General features: G+C 49.2%; 13 protein-coding genes. 12 read left to right on the forward strand and 1 reads right to left on the reverse strand.

Going from position 1 to position 17840, the window contains the following annotated elements:
• Positions 1–154: 154 nt before the first annotated feature.
• From QOX44_RS08190 to QOX44_RS08210, 5 genes are all read left to right on the forward strand, one after another.
• Complete coding sequence (locus QOX44_RS08190; RefSeq protein WP_283682564.1) at positions 155–1267, forward strand: hypothetical protein; 1113 nt, start codon at positions 155–157, stop codon at positions 1265–1267.
• Positions 1268–1365: 98 nt separating this feature from the next.
• Positions 1366–2673: a polysaccharide deacetylase family protein gene (locus QOX44_RS08195; RefSeq protein WP_283682565.1), complete on the forward strand. Its 1308-nt coding sequence runs from the start codon at positions 1366–1368 to the stop codon at positions 2671–2673.
• A 149-nt stretch (positions 2674–2822) separates the two neighbouring features.
• On the forward strand, positions 2823–4955 hold the full coding sequence (nrdD, locus tag QOX44_RS08200) for an anaerobic ribonucleoside-triphosphate reductase (protein ID WP_283682567.1): 2133 nt from the start codon (positions 2823–2825) through the stop codon (positions 4953–4955).
• A gap of 151 nt (positions 4956–5106) precedes the next feature.
• Positions 5107–6135 (forward strand): M42 family metallopeptidase, encoded by a 1029-nt coding sequence (locus tag QOX44_RS08205; RefSeq protein ID WP_283682568.1) that lies wholly within the window; start codon positions 5107–5109, stop codon positions 6133–6135.
• Between the two features lie 312 nt (positions 6136–6447).
• Positions 6448–7389, forward strand: a complete 942-nt coding sequence (locus QOX44_RS08210) for a hypothetical protein (protein WP_283682569.1) — start codon at positions 6448–6450, stop codon at positions 7387–7389.
• A gap of 136 nt (positions 7390–7525) precedes the next feature.
• Here the strand turns inward: QOX44_RS08210 and QOX44_RS08215 are convergent, their stop codons facing one another.
• Positions 7526–8569, reverse strand: coding sequence for a LacI family DNA-binding transcriptional regulator (locus QOX44_RS08215; protein ID WP_283682570.1), 1044 nt, complete (start codon positions 8567–8569; stop codon positions 7526–7528).
• A gap of 292 nt (positions 8570–8861) precedes the next feature.
• Between QOX44_RS08215 and QOX44_RS08220 the strand changes: the two genes are divergently transcribed.
• From QOX44_RS08220 to QOX44_RS08250, 7 genes are all read left to right on the forward strand, one after another.
• Positions 8862–10190, forward strand: a complete 1329-nt coding sequence (locus QOX44_RS08220) for an ABC transporter substrate-binding protein (protein WP_283682572.1) — start codon at positions 8862–8864, stop codon at positions 10188–10190.
• A gap of 112 nt (positions 10191–10302) precedes the next feature.
• Positions 10303–11211, forward strand: coding sequence for a carbohydrate ABC transporter permease (locus QOX44_RS08225; RefSeq protein ID WP_283682573.1), 909 nt, complete (start codon positions 10303–10305; stop codon positions 11209–11211).
• Entirely contained in the window at positions 11211–12047 is an 837-nt protein-coding gene (locus tag QOX44_RS08230) for a carbohydrate ABC transporter permease (RefSeq protein ID WP_283682574.1), read from the forward strand. Before QOX44_RS08225 ends, QOX44_RS08230 begins: the two co-directional genes overlap by 1 nt.
• Positions 12048–12088: 41 nt before the next feature.
• Positions 12089–13585 carry an alpha-L-arabinofuranosidase C-terminal domain-containing protein gene (locus tag QOX44_RS08235; protein WP_283682576.1) on the forward strand — a complete coding sequence of 499 codons (1497 nt, stop codon included), beginning with the start codon at positions 12089–12091 and terminating at the stop codon, positions 13583–13585.
• Positions 13586–13623: 38 nt separating this feature from the next.
• Positions 13624–15135 (forward strand): arabinosylfuranosidase ArfA, encoded by a 1512-nt coding sequence (arfA, locus tag QOX44_RS08240; RefSeq protein ID WP_283682577.1) that lies wholly within the window; start codon positions 13624–13626, stop codon positions 15133–15135.
• 193 nt (positions 15136–15328) lie between these two features.
• Positions 15329–15778: a BlaI/MecI/CopY family transcriptional regulator gene (locus QOX44_RS08245; RefSeq protein ID WP_331488355.1), complete on the forward strand. Its 450-nt coding sequence runs from the start codon at positions 15329–15331 to the stop codon at positions 15776–15778.
• Entirely contained in the window at positions 15759–17816 is a 2058-nt protein-coding gene (locus QOX44_RS08250; RefSeq protein ID WP_283682578.1) for a M56 family metallopeptidase, read from the forward strand. The genes QOX44_RS08245 and QOX44_RS08250 overlap by 20 nt, the downstream gene beginning before the upstream one ends.
• Positions 17817–17840 lie beyond the last annotated feature (24 nt).

Raw genomic sequence — 17840 nt, forward strand, 5'->3', positions numbered from 1 at the left:
ATCCTCCCGTATATTTTTAATATAAGTATTGATTATACCAGAATGAAGCGAAGTTACAACTGTTAATTTGGCGAAATAAGTGCAAAAATTCTTTACCGGACGGAAAGAACTGTGTTAGGATTACTGTATTGGGGATTGTGAAAAAGAAATGACCATGAAAAAGAAAGTGACAAACGGGATGGAGGCGGCTATGAAGCGATGTACGTTATGTGGGGGCAGGCTGGAAGACGGCAGATGTACGGAATGCGGTCTGGATAATACAAAAAATGACAGAAGATATCGTCTGAACACGCACAATGAACAGGGAATGGTACTGCACGAGGGCGGATGTGAAGAGAATCTGAATAAAGTCCGGGATGAGCATACAGCTTTGGCACAGAGGTCTTTAAATGAAGATCCCGATGCGAAAGAGGAAAAGATCCGGACAGCAAAAAAGCAGGAAAAGAGGCGCCAGGCGGGGACGGTAAAAAAGAAAAACCGGACGGTCAGGATCGTGCTGGGAGTTTTTCTGGTTGTTTTTGTCGTCCAGATTCTTGGGGCAATACTGTCGGCACTGACACAGTGGCCGGATCCGTCCGGCTCTGATTGGATCCGGGAGGACTCAGCGGATAACAGTCTTGTACAGGAGCCGGATAAGCTGCGGCCACAGGCGATCGACTGGAATGAACAGGAGGATGGCTACTATGAGACGGAGCTAAGGTGCGGGCTTTATGTAGTGGGGTATGAGATCCCGGCAGGCCGGTATCAGTTTTCCTGTGAGGAGGGGACTGCCTGGGTAAGCTGGAACCAGGAGGATGGAGACAGTGACTGGGTATCTTTGTATTCGCTGCAGACGCAGAAGGATTATTCGGAGTTTACGGATGAGGTCACCAGCTATGAAGTCTCAGAAGAAATAGAGTTTTCGGATGGGGCTGTGATTTATGTGGAAGACTGCGATGAGACTGTGTGGATGAAGGGGATTGCTTCCGGACTGATGGAAAAGAGGGAGCCGCAGGATCTGGAGGAAGTGACGCTGGAGGACGGCATGGTCGTCGGAGCGGATATTGCACAGGGCGTATATGATCTTGTAGTTGAGGAGCAGGCAGGCGGAGAGTTCCGCAGTGTGGGCGTAAAACTGGAAAGGGATCAGAGGAGCCTGGTCACCGTTTATCTGAATGTGCTGCAGACAGAGTTTTATCATCTGCCGCTGGAGGAAGGGACGCAGATCCATCTGGAAACGTACGATGACAGGGAGCCGCTGACGGTGCGGCTGGTGCCGAGCTGGTAAAGACGGTGGAGCCGCGGGCGCATACGCTTGTATATTTTTATGGCCTTTGCTAAAATAGGGTAAATGGAGTATATGATTGACAGGAAAAGGGGAACAGTATGTCTGGCAGAAATAAGAAGATTTTGTTGATGTTTTCTCTTGCAGCAGTGCTGCTTGGCAGCGGATGCTCAAGAAAGGTACTGAACTATCAGGTCGCAGAGTGTATCGGGACGCTGAATAAATACGAAAATAATGAACCGGTCGAGACGCCCAAGATGAAGGCGGAGCGTGAGCAGAGGGAATCGGAGGAAGCGGTAGAAAAAGGTAAGGAGAAGGTGCTGAAACAGGCGCAAAAGCAGGCGCAGGAGTATCATTATGAGGAGGCGATCGCTACGCTGCAGTCCTCGGAGGAGCTAAAGGAGGATGAGCGCGCCCTCGAGGCGATCGCCGAGTATCAGCGTGCGCAGGAGAGCATGTATGAGTATGAGGGAGCGATCGGACATCTTTGCTTTACCAATCTGGTCGTTGATATGAAGCTTGCCTTCGACGGCGATGAGTATGCCCCGGTATATCAGCAGAATATGATCACACTGGAGGAGTTTACCAATATTTTGAATACGCTCTATGAAAGCGGCTATATCCTGATCGACATTCATTCTCTGGCGCAGGAGGATGAGGCAGGGCAGCGTGTGACAATGAGCGCAAAGCTGCCGAAGATCCCGGAAGGCAAAAAACCGCTGATCCTGTCCATAGAGAATCTGGACTACAGCGCGGTGCGAAATGGCGATGGCGTGGCAACGCGGCTCGAGCTGGATGAGAATGGAGAGGTCGCAGCGCGTTACACCGATGACGGTGGGCATGACCTGATCGGCGCATACGATGTTGTGCCGGTGTTGGAGCAGTTTATTGATGAGCATCCGGATTTTTCCTTCCAGAATGCACGCGGCATTATCTCCGTATCCGGATCAAACGGAGTGTTTGGATATCAGGTGGAGGAAGGAAAGGCGGCGGATTATGAGGCGAATCAGGATACGGTAAAACAGATCGCTGAAAAGCTGCGCGCAGATGGCTGGACATTTGCCTCACAGGGCTACAGCTATCAGTATCTGGGAGATATGTCCTATGAAACGCTTCAGGAAGATATCACAAAGTGGGAGACTGTTGTTGGCAGTCTGCTGGGAGAATGTGATACCCTGCTGTATCCGTACGGCTCTGAGGTAGACTATACGACAGAGAAGGCGCAGCTTCTGATCAACGAAGGGTTCCGGTATCTGGTCGGTATCTGGTCAGACGGAGACCATCTTGAAGTAAATGAGGAATACCTGCGGCAGACGAGGCGCACAGTGACAGGCTACGTGTTTGAAAATTATCCGGGAAATTACAGCACGTATTTTTCCACTGCGAATATCCTTGATCCGGCAAGATAAGGCAGAAAAGCCCTTTTCCAAAGCGGCGGACGGGTCAGGAAAGAGCGGCAGTGAAATATCTTCTTTACAAGATGTTGGATTTGAGGTATACTCAAAAAACAATATATAGATCAATACTGGTTTCAGTTTCAAAAGAGGAGTAATGCGAGATGTATGTAATCAAAAAAGACGGAACAAAGGAAGCGTTCAATGTTCAGAAGATCATTGTTGCTGTCAACAAATCAGCAGCGCGTATTTTGTATAAGTTTACAGAGGAAGAGCTGCAGTTTCTGTGTGATTTTGCAAAGGAAAAGGCAGAGTCCCTTCACAAAGAGGGCATCACGATCCAGGAGATGCACAATATCGTCGAGGGAGCGCTTGAGGCAGTCAATCCGGCAGTTGCAAAGAGCTATCGTGATTACCGTAATTATAAGCTTGACTTTATCCACATGATGGATGATGTCTATACAAAGAGCCAGTCTATCCGTTATATCGGGGATAAGAGCAATGCAAATACGGACAGCGCGCTCGTGGCGACAAAGAGAAGCCTGATCTTTAATGAGCTGAACAAGGAGCTTTACCGCAAGTTCTTTATGACGCGCGATGAGCTGCAGGCATGTAAGGACGGGTATATTTATATCCATGATCAGTCGGCGCGTCTGGACACGATGAACTGCTGTCTGTTTGATGTCGGTTCTGTACTCAGGGACGGTTTTGAGATGGGAAATGTCTGGTACAATGAGCCGAAGACGCTGGATACGGCGTTTGATGTCATGGGAGACATTATCCTGAGCACTGCTGCGCAGCAGTATGGCGGCTTTACCGTACCGGAGGTAGATAAGATCCTCGCGCCGTATGCGCAGAAGAGCTTTATCAAATACCGCGAGGAGTTTATGGAGTATGCAGACCCCTCCTGGGAGGGAGCGCAGGAGAAGGCGCTCCAGTATGCCAGAAATAAGGTGCGCCGCGATTGCGACCAGGGCTGGCAGGGCATTGAGTACAAGCTGAATACAGTCGGCTCCTCACGCGGGGACTATCCGTTTGTCACAGTGACACTTGGACTTGGCACGGATGAGTTTTCCCGGATGATCTCGATCTCTCTTCTTGAGGTGCATAAGGGAGGACAGGGAAAGAAAGGGAATAAAAAGCCGGTACTGTTTCCGAAGATTGTTTTTCTCTACGATGAGAAACTCCACTGTCCGGGCGGCGCATGTGAGGATGTGTTTGAAGCGGGCGTCGCATGCTCTGCAAAGACGATGTATCCTGACTGGCTGTCTATGACAGGAGAAGGCTATATTTCCAGTATGTATAAGAAATATGGAAAGGTCATCAGCCCCATGGGCTGCCGCGCATTCCTCAGTCCGTGGTATGAGCGGGGAGGTATGGATCCCGCAGATGAGAACGATGTACCGGTATTTGTCGGAAGATTTAACGTCGGCGCGGTCAGCCTCCATCTGCCTATGATCCTGGCAAAATCCCGTGCAGAGAGCCGCGATTTTTATGAAGTGCTGGACTATTATCTCGAGATGATCCGCAAGCTGCATATCCGCACCTATGAATATCTTGGCGAGATGCGTGCGTCTACAAATCCGCTCGCGTACTGTGAAGGCGGATTTTATGGCGGACATTTAAAGCCGCAGGATAAGATCAAGCCGCTTCTAAAGCCAATGACCGCTTCCTTTGGGATCACCGCGCTCAATGAGCTTCAGCAGCTGTATAACGGCAAGTCTATCGCTGAGGACGGCCAGTTTGCGCTGGAGGTACTGCAGTACATTAATGATAAAGTAAATGGATTCAAACGGGAGGATGGATGGCTTTATGCGATCTACGGCACGCCGGCGGAGAGTTTGTGCGGTCTGCAGGTAGAGCAGTTCCGCAAGAAGTACGGGATCATTGAGAATGTCTCGGATCGTCCGTATGTGAGCAATAGCTTCCACTGCCATGTGACAGAGGATCTGACTCCGATCGAGAAGCAGGACCTCGAGGGGCGTTTCTGGGAGCTTTGCAATGGCGGTAAGATCCAGTATGTGCGTTATCCGATAGACTACAATATCGAGGCGATCAAGAGCCTGATCCGCCGTGCAATGGCGCTTGGCTATTATGAAGGCGTGAACCTTTCCCTTGCCTACTGTGATGACTGCGGTCACCAGGAGCTGGAAATGGACGTATGCCCGAAATGCGGTTCCAGAAATCTGACCAAGATCGATCGCATGAACGGCTATCTTTCCTACAGCCGTGTTCATGGAGATACGCGTCTGAATACTGCAAAAATGGCAGAGATCGCAGAACGAAAAAGCATGTGATACAACAGTCCAGCCATGCAGAAAAACGGAGGTTTCAGCCTGAGCCGATTGATCGGGCGGAGGGTGCGCAGCAGCGGAAAGCCCGTCAGGGCGATCTGCGGCCTGCATGGCGGGACATTTTTTGTATGACTGGAGTTTGGAGGAGAAGAATATGGATTACATGGATTATATTATGAAAATGACACAGAAGCTTCTGGCAGTGCCAAGTCCATCAGGGTTTACGCATAATGCGGCACAGTTTCTTTATAAGGAGCTGGAGAACCTGGGGTATCAGCCTCAGATGACAGTCAAGGGGGCTGTCCTGGTGGATCTGGGCGGAGAAGATGCGCAGGATGCAGTATTGCTGGCAGCACATATTGATACGCTCGGTGCAATGGTCACGCAGATAAAAGAGAATGGGAGACTGAAGCTTACCAATATCGGAGGGCTTAATCCAAATAATACAGAGGCGGAAAACTGCCGCGTTTATACCCGGGAAGGAAATATTTATGACGCAACCTTCCAGCTTACGGATGCATCAGTGCATGTAAATGGCAGCTACAGTGAGGAAAAACGAACCTACGACAGCATGGAGGCTCTTCTGGACGAGCTGGTTTCTACCAGAGAAGATGTGGAGAAACTCGGTATTATGGCGGGAGATTTTGTCTGCTTTGATCCCCGCACGGTTGTGACAAAAAGCGGATATATCAAGAGCAGGTTCCTGGATGATAAATTCAGCTCCTGCATTATTCTCGGGTACGCAAAATATTTAAAAGAGCAGGGGATATTGCCGAAGCGCCGTATATATGCGATGTTTACTACATATGAAGAAGTCGGTCACGGAGGTGCGGCGGCTATTCCGGAAGGGGTCACAGAGATGATCTCCGTTGATATGGGATGCGTTGGCGAAGGACTTTCCTGTGATGAGACGATGGTCTCTATTTGTGCAAAGGACAGTACAGGACCGTATGATTACCGTGTTGTTTCCGGTCTGGTGCAGGCGGCAAAGGAGGCAGGGCTGTCCTATGCAGTGGACGTATATCCGTATTATGGTTCTGACGTCGATGTGGCTCTTCGGGCAGGATATGATATACGGCATGGTCTGATTGGACCGGGCGTTTATGCATCACACGGATATGAGCGGTCGCACCGCAAAGGCGCAGAGAATACGTTTGGACTGATCCGGGCTTATCTTGGGTAAAAGAGGGTGTGGATTGAAAGGCGGGTTCAGGCTGTTGTGGGACTATCTGCTGAGACAGATGGTTTCACGACAGCCTTATCTGATTATCAGAGCGTGCCATTGACAATATAACCAATATGTGATATAAAAACAATATATGGAATAGCATATAATCATTTCCGTTTTATTCTGGTTTCGGCGTATCTGGAACAGATCATTTTATTGCGTACACAATATATTTCTGAAGCTTTTCCAAAACTTTTCATCTCAAATTTTTCACTATCTTTTTCTTGCAAGGCAACAGGAACATTCTTATAATAAAAGGAGAAATACATGAATAATGAACTCTCGAACGGTATTTCGCTCCAGGGATCAAAAACGCGTTGTGATGCACAGTGCAAGAAGGTGCTCAGTCAGAAGGTGATTCTTGCGTGGATCCTGAAGTATACGACAAAAGAATTTTCGGCACTTTCCATTGAAGCAGTTATGGATTGCATTGAGGAAGAGCCGGAGATTGGCAGTATTCCAGTAAGCTTTTCCGGAAGAGAGGAAATCGACGGACTGCCAAATGAAAGCAGCATTCCCGAGGAGGGCGTGATCTATTATGATATCCGTTTTCTGGCATATGTTCCTCTTTGCAGAGAAAAGGTCAGGGTAATCGTGAATGTAGAGGCGCAGAAGGCTTTTTACCCGGGATATCAGATTGTGACGAGGGGGATTTTTTACGATGCAAGGATGCTCTCTGCACAGCTTGGAAGAGAATTTACTCCGCCAGGCTATGATGATCTGAAAAAGGTATTTTCTATTTGGATCTGTATGGAAGCGCCGGCTTTTATTGGAAATGCAGTGTCGGTATATGAGATGGCAAAAAAGGATCTCGTGCCGGGAATCCCGGATCTGCCGGAGGCATATGATAAGCTGGTGGTCGTAATAGTGGCGTTAAATGAAAAAAAGCCTTCCGGGGATAAATTTCTGAAGATGCTGAATGTACTTTTTTCTGTTGAAAAGTGTGCAGAAGAAAAACGGGATATCCTGGAACGGCAGTTTCATATACCGATGCAGACAGATTTTGGAAAGGAGATGGGGATTATGTGTAATTACAGCGATTATGTAGAGGCGAAGGGGATAGAGAAAGGGATAGAGAAAGGAATCCAGTGCGGCAGGACGGAAACTGCGCAAAAGCTTCTTGAGATGGGGATGAAGCCCGAACAGATTGCGGAGGCGACCTCCCTGTCTGTGGAATATATTAAAGAGCTTAAGGCTGAACGGCTGTAAATATGAAAAGCTACAGTTGCGGATTTTGACAGAGAGAAACAGATAAAAAGTATGCCAGAACAGTTTTTTGGTGCAGGTCGGAGATGATTGCGACCAGGTGCGGACTGTTTGGGGCATACTTTTTTGTTTGCAATGCTCAGGGCAGAGCGGGGGTCTGCGGCGCTGCCCCGGAGGTTCCGTCAGGATAAAAGGCAACCTCAAGGATTTTTCTCTGGTAGGGAAGAGAAGGATTTTCTATCCGTGCCTGAAGCGCATGGACAGCCTCGCGTGCAATGTCCATGGTCGAGCTGCATGCGATACTGCTTAGAGGCGGAAGGTACGGAAGCCCCTGGCGAAGGCGGTCGAAGCCGATAACCGAGATATCTTCCGGCACACGAAAATTTGCCATGCGCAGGGTATTAAGGATCACGTAGGCGGTCTGATCATTGAAAACAAAGATTGCTGTGTAATCAATTGGTGAGAGCAACTCGATAATTTCCTGGTAATCCGCACAGATCGGAAATTGATCTACAGAAGTGACGGTACGGATACAGTCATCCCCTATCCCGTGCTCTGCAAGGGCAGTCCGGAAACCGCGGTCACGCTGGATCTGGGAACCGTTTTTTTCAGGTCCTGGGACATAGAGAAACCGGCGGTGCCCAAGACGGCACAGCTCGCTCCCGGCAAGATATCCACCGGCATAGTCGTTGCAGCAGACAAGATCGGATTCTATATGGCTGATCTCACGGTCCACCAGTACGAACGGGATATTGTGCTGGCGGATCAGACGGGTCGGAGCGGCATTCGTCGTATACGGAAAAAACAGAATGCCGTCTACGGAATTGGAGATCGCGACATTGATCATATGGAGGACAAGATCATCTCTCAGATTGGTAATAAGGACCATGACCTCGTATCCGAGTTCTTTCAGAAGCTGATCCATCTGTGAGATCAGGAGAGAGTAATGGTGATTTAAAATATCGTCGACAATGATCGCGATGATATTGCTGTGACCGGAGCGCAGTCCGGAAGCAAGGTTATTGCGGATATAGCCAAGCTTTTGCGCGACATTTTGGATTTTTTCGATTGTCTGTGCCGGAAGCTTTTTATCTCCGCGCAGTGCGCGGGATACCGTATTGACAGAATATCCGCAGTGTTCCGCGATGACTTTCAGTGTCACTCGTGTTGTCTTTGTATTCATAAATGATTCCTCGTTTTTCTGATATTTCATATGCTCTTATTATAGCATTTTTTATGAGTGATTTGAATAGACGAAAAGGAAAATATACACAAAAAGAAACGAAAAAACATGTGCAAAATGACAAAAAGAATAAATTATATAGAAAATTAAAACAATTAAACCGTTAAAAAAACGAAAAAATAGAAAAATATACTTGACAAATTAGAGAAATAACGTTAATCTTAAATTACAAGTTAACGTTAACCTTCCGGGAGGAAAATAAAAAGACTGTAATCGGAAAGGAGAATTTCAGATGAAGAAAAAATTAACCAGAGGTATCGTAGCGGCTGGTCTGGCTGCATCTATGGTAATGTCGACGGGGATCGCTGCTTTGGCAGAGGAGGGCTCCACACAGGGAACGAATACTTTTGTAGATGGCGGGACAGAGATGTCTTTCTGGACCTTCCAGGATCAGCATGTAGGGTTCTGGACGTCTATGGCAGATCTCTGGAATGAAAAGAATCCGGATAAACCGATCAACCTTACGGTAACGATCGGAGAATCTCATTCGCTGCACAGCAAGCTTCTTGTTGCATGTCAGGCAGGCTCCGGTGCGCCGGATATGGCAGACATTGAGATTGGATATTATGGCGCTTTCTTAAAAGATGGTTATCTGGTTCCGATCAATGACGCAGTAGAGCCGTATAAGGATGATGTGGTTATGTCCCGTGTAGAGATGTACGGAGATAATGAAGGAAACTGGTATGGCGTGGACTTCCACCTCGGCGCATCCGTATGCTACTACAACATGGACATTATGAATGAAGCAGGCATTGACCCGGCAACGATCGTGACATGGGATGACTATGTAGAGGCAGGTAAGGTTGTCCTTGAGAAGACAGGCAAGCCGATGTGTGCAGTAGAGACTGCTGACCTTTTCCTTCCGCAGCTGATGCTCCTTGAAAAAGGCGTTCAATATGTAGACGAAGAGGGCAATCCGAATATTGCGACAGAGGAGCATGCAGAGGTTATTGATTATATCAGAGAGATGATCAATCTCGGCGTATGTGAGGTGGCTCCGGCAGGATATTTCCATTCAGAAGAGTGGTACGCACATCTTAACGACGGCGGAGTAGCTTCTCTGGCAATGCCGCTGTGGTATATGGGCAGATTCACAGATTACTGTGCAGACCTCGAAGGCAAGATGGCGATCTACCCGATCCCGGTATGGAACGAGGGCGACACACGTGAGGTTCTGCAGGGTGGTACAGGTACATCTGTAATCAAGGGCACAGAGAACGAAGAGCTCGCAAAAGAGTTCCTTGCATTTGCAAAGCTTTCCAAGGAAGGCTGTACCTACGAGTGGGAAAATCTTGGATTTGACCCGATCCGTACAGAGCTTTGGGAGGATCCGGCGATCACAGAGGATCCGGACAACAAATTCTTAAACTACTTTACAACAAACCCGTTTGATATCCTCAAAGAGAACGGCACAGATCTGACAGCGCCGGATATCTCAGGAGCATATTCTGCAACATACAGCACGCTTGTATCTACGACATACTCAAATGCGTTTGAGATGTCCTTTGACCAGGATGCGATGGAGCTGCTGCAGGCAGAGCAGGACTCTATCATCTACTAAACAGAAAAGGTAATACTGGCTGAGACAGCCATAACAGTAAGGGGCGTCGAGGATAGCGGCGCCCCTTTCCTGTCAGAAGGACAGAAGGAAGAACGAGGGAAGGAGGAGCGAAATGAAAAAGAAGAAAAGCCTTTTTAAGAAGTTTTTGTATTCGCAGAAGGTAGCTCCTTATGTATTTATTGCTCCATTTGTTATTACGTTTTTACTGTTTTTTGCGTATTCGATCGTCAGCATGGTCATTATGAGCTTTCAGCACGTGGCGGGACCGAATACTACTTTTAATGGGCTGGAAAACTATAAGATTCTTACGAACACTGTATTTATCAAGAGCTTAAAGAACAGCATTTTTTATACGATTGTCTCCTGCGCACTGATGATCCCGATCCCGATGGTACTGGCGATCATGCTCAACAGCCGCCAGATGCGTCTGAAGACAACGTTCCGCAGCATCCTGTTTATCCCGGCGCTGACCTCTGTTGTCGTAGTCGGCGTGGTATTTCGCCTGATGTTTGGCGAGCTGGAAGGATCTTTTATGAATCAGCTTATCGCACAGTTTGGCATGGAGCCGATCATCTGGCTGCGAAAGCCGGGCACTGTGTGGCTGGCGCTGTTTTTGATCTGCCTGTGGCGTTGGACGGGTGTCAATATGATGTATTATCTGTCTGGTCTGCAGCAGATTCCGGAGGATCTGTATGAGTCTGCTACGGTGGATGGCGCGAACTCTCTGCAGAAGTTCCGCTATGTGACGCTTCCTCTGCTGAAGCCGACGACCGTTTATGTGCTGACGATCTCTATTTTCGGCGGCATGGCAATGTTCTCTGAGTCGTTTATCCTCTTTAATGGAAATAAATCACCGAACAATGTCGGTACGACACTTGTCGGTATGCTTTACCGCATGGGCTTTGAACAGAACCAGATCGGTATTGCCAGCGCGATCGGTGTGATCTTCCTGGTGATCGTCCTGCTGATCAATGCAGTTCAGCTCATCGTGAATGGATTCTTTAAGAAGGAGGAGCGCTGATGAAACGGAAAAATAATGTAATATCGGTTTTGCTGATGGTCTTTTTCATAGCAGTCGCAGTGATCACGCTCCTGCCTCTTGCGCTGCTGGCAGTTTCTTCCCTGCGTCCAGGCTCAGACCTTATGCGCTATGGACTGAATTTTTCGATTGACTGGGCAAACGCGAATCTGCATGAATATCAGATGCTGTTCAGCGGCCAGAATAACTACTTTGTGTGGTACCGCAACAGTCTTGTGATCACAGTTGTGCAGGTGACGCTGGCTCTTTTGCTGAGCGCCTGTGTCGGCTATGGCTTTGCGATGTATGAGTTTAAGTTTAAGAATGCGATCTTTGTATGCGTTCTGCTTGTAATGATGGTTCCTACGGAGGTAATCCTCCTCCCGCTGTATCGTCTGATCTCCGGCATGGGGCTTACGAACAGTATGTGGGGTGTGATCCTGCCGTATATGGTAGTGCCGATGCTGATCTTTTTCTTCCGGCAGTATCTGTCGGGGATCTCGAAGGAGTTTGTGGAGGCTGCCAGAGTAGACGGATGTTCGGAATACGGCATCTTTGCAAGGATCATCATGCCCCTGATGAAACCGTCCTTTGCAGCTATGGGGATCTACCAGGGTATGTCGAGCTGGAACAATTTCCTCTGGCCGATGATCGTGATCAATGATATTGACAAGATTACGCTTCCGGTCGGACTGCAGAGCCTTCTGTCCCCATATGGAAATAACTATGATATCCTGATCGCAGGCTCCTGTTTTGCGATCATTCCGATCCTTGTCCTGTTTGTATGCTTCCAGAGATACTTTATTGAGGGTATGACGGCAGGCGGAGTAAAGGGCTGATGTGAGCGATTCATGCGTACAGATTCAGGGAGGATACTGCTATGAAATTACATATGGACAGAGGGCGTGTGACCGGTACGCGCAGCAAGATGATCTACGGTCATTTTATTGAACATTTTCACCGCCAGATCTACGGAGGCGTGTACGATCCCGGGAATCCGCTTTCTGACGAGGCAGGGCTTCGTACAGACGTGCTGGAAGCGATGCGGCGTATACAGGTTCCGATCCTGCGCTGGCCGGGCGGCTGTTTTGTGTCTTCCTATCATTGGAAGGATGCGGTAGGAGAAACGCGTACTCCGCTGTTTGACAAGGCATGGAGGGTCGAGGATCCGAATACCTTCGGTACAGACGAGTATATTGACATGTGCCGCAAGATCGGCTGTGAGCCGTATATCTGCACAAATGCGGGTACGGGAACGCCGGAGGAGATGAGCGACTGGGTAGAATACTGCAACCTCCCATGCGAAGGACAGTATGCGAGATGGCGGATCGCGAACGGCCATGAACAGCCGTATGCGGTAAAATACTGGAGCATCGGAAATGAGAATTACGGTTCATGGGAGATAGGAGCTAAGTGTGCGCCGGAATGGGCGCGGCTTGTAAAGGAATCTGCGAAAATGATCAAGCATGTCGATCCGCAGACTGAGCTGACCGCGGCGGCGCTCACCGACCTTCACTGGAATATCGGTCTTCTGGAAAATTGCGGAGATTTTCTTGACTGGATCTCTATCCATGAATACTGGGACGGGATCCATCAGACAAACGATTACGCGTCGTATGAGCAGGTGATAGCATACACAGACCAGATCGGCCACTCGATTGACGAGGTGCGCGGGCTTTTGACGGCTATGAAGCTGGACAAGAAGATCAGGATCGCATTTGATGAGTGGAATCTGCGCGGCTGGTACCATCCGAATGTGCATACGATCCGTCAGGGAGTGACGAAGGAAGAATATCTGTATCCGCGCGACAAAAATGATGACAACACAAAATACACCATGGCTGACGCGGTATTTACAGCATGCTTCTTAAATGAGCTGAACAGAAACTGTGATATCGTGGGTATGGCGAATTTTGCACCGATCGTTAATACGAGAGGATGTATTTATACGTATCCTGAGGGGATCGTGCTGCGCTCTACGTACTACGTCTTTGACCTGTACGTAAATCTGCTCGGCGATGTGGTGCATGACTGCTGGGCGGAGGAGGTACCGGAGGAAACAGTGACGGCAAAGTCCGGCGAAGCGGTCGCGGTGGAATTAATCGATACAGTGGTCACTTCGTTTAGTGATAAAACCGGCTGTGCAGTGGCTGCGGTGAATAAAGCCAGCGAAAAGAGTATAAGCATCTGTCTGGAACTGGAGGCCAGAGGCGCTGTGCGGATCCATACATTAAATGGAGACAGTACAGAAGCGTACAATGATGTGGGCCATCAGGGAGTCTCAGTGACGCAGACCGGGCTTGGAATGTATGAGCGTGGAATGGAGGTTGTGCTTCCGCCGCACAGTGTATCCGTGATAGAAATTGGTGTGAGTTAAAAAAGGAAAATCAGAATAAAATAGTTGGAGGAACGTTTATGAAAAAGTCGAGAATGATCATTGATAAGGCGTTTAAAGTATCCAGGGTAGACGAAAGAATCTACGGCTCTTTTATTGAGCACCTTGGCAGGGCAGTATACGATGGGATTTATCAGCCGGGTAATCCGCTTTCTGATGAAGAAGGGTTCCGCACAGATGTGATTGATATGGTAAAAGAGCTTGGCGTACCGATCGTGCGTTATCCGGGAGGAAATTTTGTTTCAAGCTTTGTCTGGGAGGACAGCGTAGGTCCGGTGGATCAGCGTCCTGCAAGGCTGGAGCTTGCGTGGAGAAGCCTGGAAAAGAATGAGATCGGGCTGAATGAGTTTTCCAGATGGGCGAAGAAGGCGGATACGGATGTCATGATGGCAGTCAACCTCGGTACAAGAGGGATCGCAGACGCCTGCAATCTTCTGGAATACTGCAACCATCCGGGCGGAACGAAATACAGCGATATGCGGATCAGCCACGGCGTAAAGGATCCGCACAATATTAAGGTGTGGTGCATTGGCAATGAGATGGATGGCCCATGGCAGCTTGGCCACAAGACCATGGAGGAATACGGACGTCTGGCAGAGGAGACAGCAAAGGCGATGAAGCTGATCGATCCGGGGATCGAGATTGTTGCGTGCGGCAGCTCTAACCGCGAGATGCCGACCTTCCCGGACTGGGAGGCTACAACGCTGAGTCACGCGTATGACCATGTGGACTATATTTCTTTGCACCAGTATTACGGAAACAGAAATAACGATACGGCAGATTTCCTGGCTCTTTCGGATGATATGGATGATTTCATCCGTTCTGTCATTGCGACCTGTGATTTCGTAAAAGCAAAAAAACGCAGCAAAAAGAATATCAATTTAAGCTTTGATGAATGGAATGTATGGTTCCATTCCAACGAAGCAGATGACGATATTATGACAAATCATCCGTGGCAGGTAGCGCCGCCTCTTCTGGAGGATGTGTACAATTTTGAGGACGCGCTGCTTGTCGGACTGATGCTGATCACGCTTCTGAAACATGCGGACCGTGTGAAAATGGCCTGCCTGGCGCAGCTTGTCAATGTTATCGCTCCGATCATGACAGAGCAGGGCGGCGGAAAAGCGTGGAAGCAGACGATTTTCTACCCGTATATGCATGCATCCAGATACGGCAGAGGTACAGTACTGCAGCCGATCCTGGATACGCCGGTACACGATACGAAGGAGCATGAGAATGTAACAGATGTAGAGAGTGTTGTCGTATGGAATGAAGAAGAGGATACGATCACAATCTTCGCAGTAAATCGAAACATTGAGGAGGACAGCGAGCTGACAACGGATCTGAGGAGCCTTGGCGGATACCATGTAGCAGAGCATATTGTGCTGGAAAGCAACGATATGAAGCTGTGCAACAGCGCTGGCGGGGAGCTTGTAGCTCCGAAGACTGTTTCCAGAAGCACGATGGAAGGCGATATCATGACGAGCCATCTTGCGAAAGCATCCTGGAATGTGATCCGTCTGAAAAAATAAAGCTGTAATCAACGCATAAAAAAGAAAGCCTCCGACAGGATTTTCCACCATTATGGGGAAGGGAGCCTGTCGGAGGTTTTTCTATGTCCTGTTTGCGAAAAGAATGCCGAAAAGAGTTTGTCCGAGCTCATTGACAAACGTGTCTAATCATGATAGACTAATTCTGTCTAATATTATTAGACAGAAAGCATGCATGATTTCAACGGGAAACAATCAGGAAGGACAGGCGACAGCAGTCGGCAGGGGGGTGATTTTTATGCAGGATTACGTGCTTGGTGTGATGGAATCGCGTTTTGCATCACTGATCTGGAGAGAGGCGCCGATCACGACAGGAGAGCTGGTAAAGCTCTGCCAGCGCGAATTTGACTGGAAGCGGACTACAACGTATACGATGTTGAAGAGACTGTGCCAGAGAAATATTTTTCAGACAGAGAATGGTCTGGTGACGGTACTGATCACTGAGGATGAATTTCAGGGAAAGCAAAGCGAGAAGTTTGTAGAGGATACGTTTGATGGGTCGCTGCCTGCATTTATTGCAGCATTTACAAAGTGCAGAGGACTAAGCGAGGAGGAGGCATCCCAGATACAGCGGCTGATCGATGAGAGCCGGGAGAGGAGCAAAGATGCTGGAGAATCTGTTTGATGTGATTTTACAGATGAGCTTTTATGGCACGGTGGCAGGACTTTTTGCAGCTCTGTTATGTCTGATACTCCGGTATCTTCCCTGCTCGCGGCGTGTGGGTTTTCTGCTCTGGGCAGTGGTTGCTCTGCGGCTCGTGTGTCCGTTTACTGCGCCTGTATTGCAAAGCGCCCAGGATGTATCTGAAAATAAAACGGTAAGGTCGGATGCAGGTATGGATCCGGTAAGCAGTGCTTCGGGAGCCGGAGATTTCGGGCAGGCCGCGGCAGAGAAAAGCAGCCGTCTGCCGCAGCGGCACAATGCGGCGCCGGATCAGCCGGGAGAGGAGCGCAGTGCAGGAAAGGCTGCCTGTGCGGATCGCGCCGGGGACAGTATGCAGGAGGGTCCAAAGAAACACCCGGATTTTCTGCAAAGGCTGTATCTGGATCATGTGGCGGTTTATCTGAATGGAGGCTGGCTGCGCGCGTGCAAGCCGTATCTGGCGATGCTGTGGCTTGCCGGTGTCCTGGTATTCTGGGGATACGGGATCTGGGACGCAGTCAGGATTCGGAAGAGACTCCGGTTTGCGATGAAGGCAGGAGAGGGCGTCTATGAGGTGGATACTATCCGCTCATCCTGTGTAGTGGGGATTTTCCGGCCCAGGATCTATCTGACTTTGGGGCTTAATGAGGAGCAGAGAAGGTATATTTTGTGCCATGAGCAGGAACATATCAGGCACCACGATCAGATATGGAAGCCGCTTGCATATGGCATTCTCGGACTGCACTGGTTTAATATTTTGCTGTGGATGCTATATGAGACCTTTCAAAACGAGCTGGAGCGCTACTGCGATGAAAAGGTGATCAGAAGACTTGGATCAGAAAAAAAGGAAGACTATTGTGAAGTATTGCTGCAAATGTCAGTGAGAAGACCGCGTTTTGCCTTTACGCCGCTGGCATTTGGAGAGAACAGGGGGAAAAACGACATGAAGGACAGGATTTCTCAGATTTTGAATTATAAAAAGCAAAATAGAGCGGTGCAGGCGCTGCTTTTTGCGGGGGCATTTGGCATTGGTACAATCCTGCTGTCAAATGGCGCGGTGCTTGGCTCGCAGGCACAGGAGCTGGAGACGGAGACAGAGACAGAAGAGCCAAAGACGGTGGTAACGCAGACGAAGAAGGCCCTGGAGGCAGAGACACAAGAGCCGGAGACGGTGGTGGCGCAGACGAAAAAGGCTCTGGAGACAGAGACAGAAGAGCCAAAGACGGTGGTGGCGCAGACGAAGAAGGCCCTGGAGACGGAGACAGAAGAACTGGAAACAGGGACCGGGGAGGACGAGGCATATGAGACGTACCTGTACCGGACGCTGGATGTTTCACTTGAGGAGCTTGCCGGAGAACTCTTTGCGCTGCGCAATCCGTATGTGGGAGATGCGTCGGCAAATGGGGCATTGTTAGATGCGCTTTCGCCTTACCTGCCGGATACTGCGTTCACGCAGGAGCTGGAGACGCAGGAGGAGCCGTACCGGCTGATCCTGAATCTGGAGGAAGGACCGGATGAGGAGGACGAGATCTCGACATATCAGTACGAGAATCTGGACGAGGCTGCAGCGGTATTGCTTGCCCTCATCGACAATGTAGACGAAGTGATCTTTTCTTATCCGGCAGAGACACAGGAGGAAGAAACCGTCCAGATCAATGAATCATACAGTGTACAGCAGTTTGCCGAGCTGCATGACGGGATCAATATCAAGGATTATGCTTCTTCGCAGGAGAAGGTTCTGGAGCTTCTGGAGCTGCTTGACTGGGCGCTGTATTATGATGAAGAAGGAAATGCGCTGGTTGGAACGCTGATCGACAGTTCGGACAATACTGCGAATATTTATATGGATGACGAGAGCATTTCTGTGATCGGCGGGGCAGATGGTCCGACCAGCGTTTTCATAGCCGGCAAACGGAAGGACTCAGACAGTGAGACAGACGGTGCACAGACGGATACCGGGACGCAGGCGCAGACAAAAGCACAGGCAGAAACAGAAACAGAATCCCTGAGAGCCGATTAGGGTCGGAAGCGCACAGCGGAAAAT

It is taken from the genome of Parablautia sp. Marseille-Q6255, assembly GCF_951230155.1.
GTDB lineage: Bacteria > Bacillota > Clostridia > Lachnospirales > Lachnospiraceae > Choladousia.

Excerpts from the sequence above, each read along its gene's own strand:
- QOX44_RS08190 (WP_283682564.1), top strand. The coding sequence starts at position 155 with ATGAAAAAGAAAGTGACAAACGGGATGGAGGCGGCTATGAAGCGATGT.
- QOX44_RS08195 (WP_283682565.1), top strand. The coding sequence starts at position 1,366 with ATGTCTGGCAGAAATAAGAAGATTTTGTTGATGTTTTCTCTTGCAGCA.
- nrdD (WP_283682567.1), top strand. The coding sequence starts at position 2,823 with ATGTATGTAATCAAAAAAGACGGAACAAAGGAAGCGTTCAATGTTCAG.
- QOX44_RS08205 (WP_283682568.1), top strand. The coding sequence starts at position 5,107 with ATGGATTACATGGATTATATTATGAAAATGACACAGAAGCTTCTGGCA.
- QOX44_RS08210 (WP_283682569.1), top strand. The coding sequence starts at position 6,448 with ATGAATAATGAACTCTCGAACGGTATTTCGCTCCAGGGATCAAAAACG.
- QOX44_RS08215 (WP_283682570.1), bottom strand. The coding sequence starts at position 8,569 with ATGAATACAAAGACAACACGAGTGACACTGAAAGTCATCGCGGAACAC.
- QOX44_RS08220 (WP_283682572.1), top strand. The coding sequence starts at position 8,862 with ATGAAGAAAAAATTAACCAGAGGTATCGTAGCGGCTGGTCTGGCTGCA.
- QOX44_RS08225 (WP_283682573.1), top strand. The coding sequence starts at position 10,303 with ATGAAAAAGAAGAAAAGCCTTTTTAAGAAGTTTTTGTATTCGCAGAAG.
- QOX44_RS08230 (WP_283682574.1), top strand. The coding sequence starts at position 11,211 with ATGAAACGGAAAAATAATGTAATATCGGTTTTGCTGATGGTCTTTTTC.
- QOX44_RS08235 (WP_283682576.1), top strand. The coding sequence starts at position 12,089 with ATGAAATTACATATGGACAGAGGGCGTGTGACCGGTACGCGCAGCAAG.
- arfA (WP_283682577.1), top strand. The coding sequence starts at position 13,624 with ATGAAAAAGTCGAGAATGATCATTGATAAGGCGTTTAAAGTATCCAGG.
- QOX44_RS08245 (WP_331488355.1), top strand. The coding sequence starts at position 15,329 with ATGATTTCAACGGGAAACAATCAGGAAGGACAGGCGACAGCAGTCGGC.
- QOX44_RS08250 (WP_283682578.1), top strand. The coding sequence starts at position 15,759 with ATGCTGGAGAATCTGTTTGATGTGATTTTACAGATGAGCTTTTATGGC.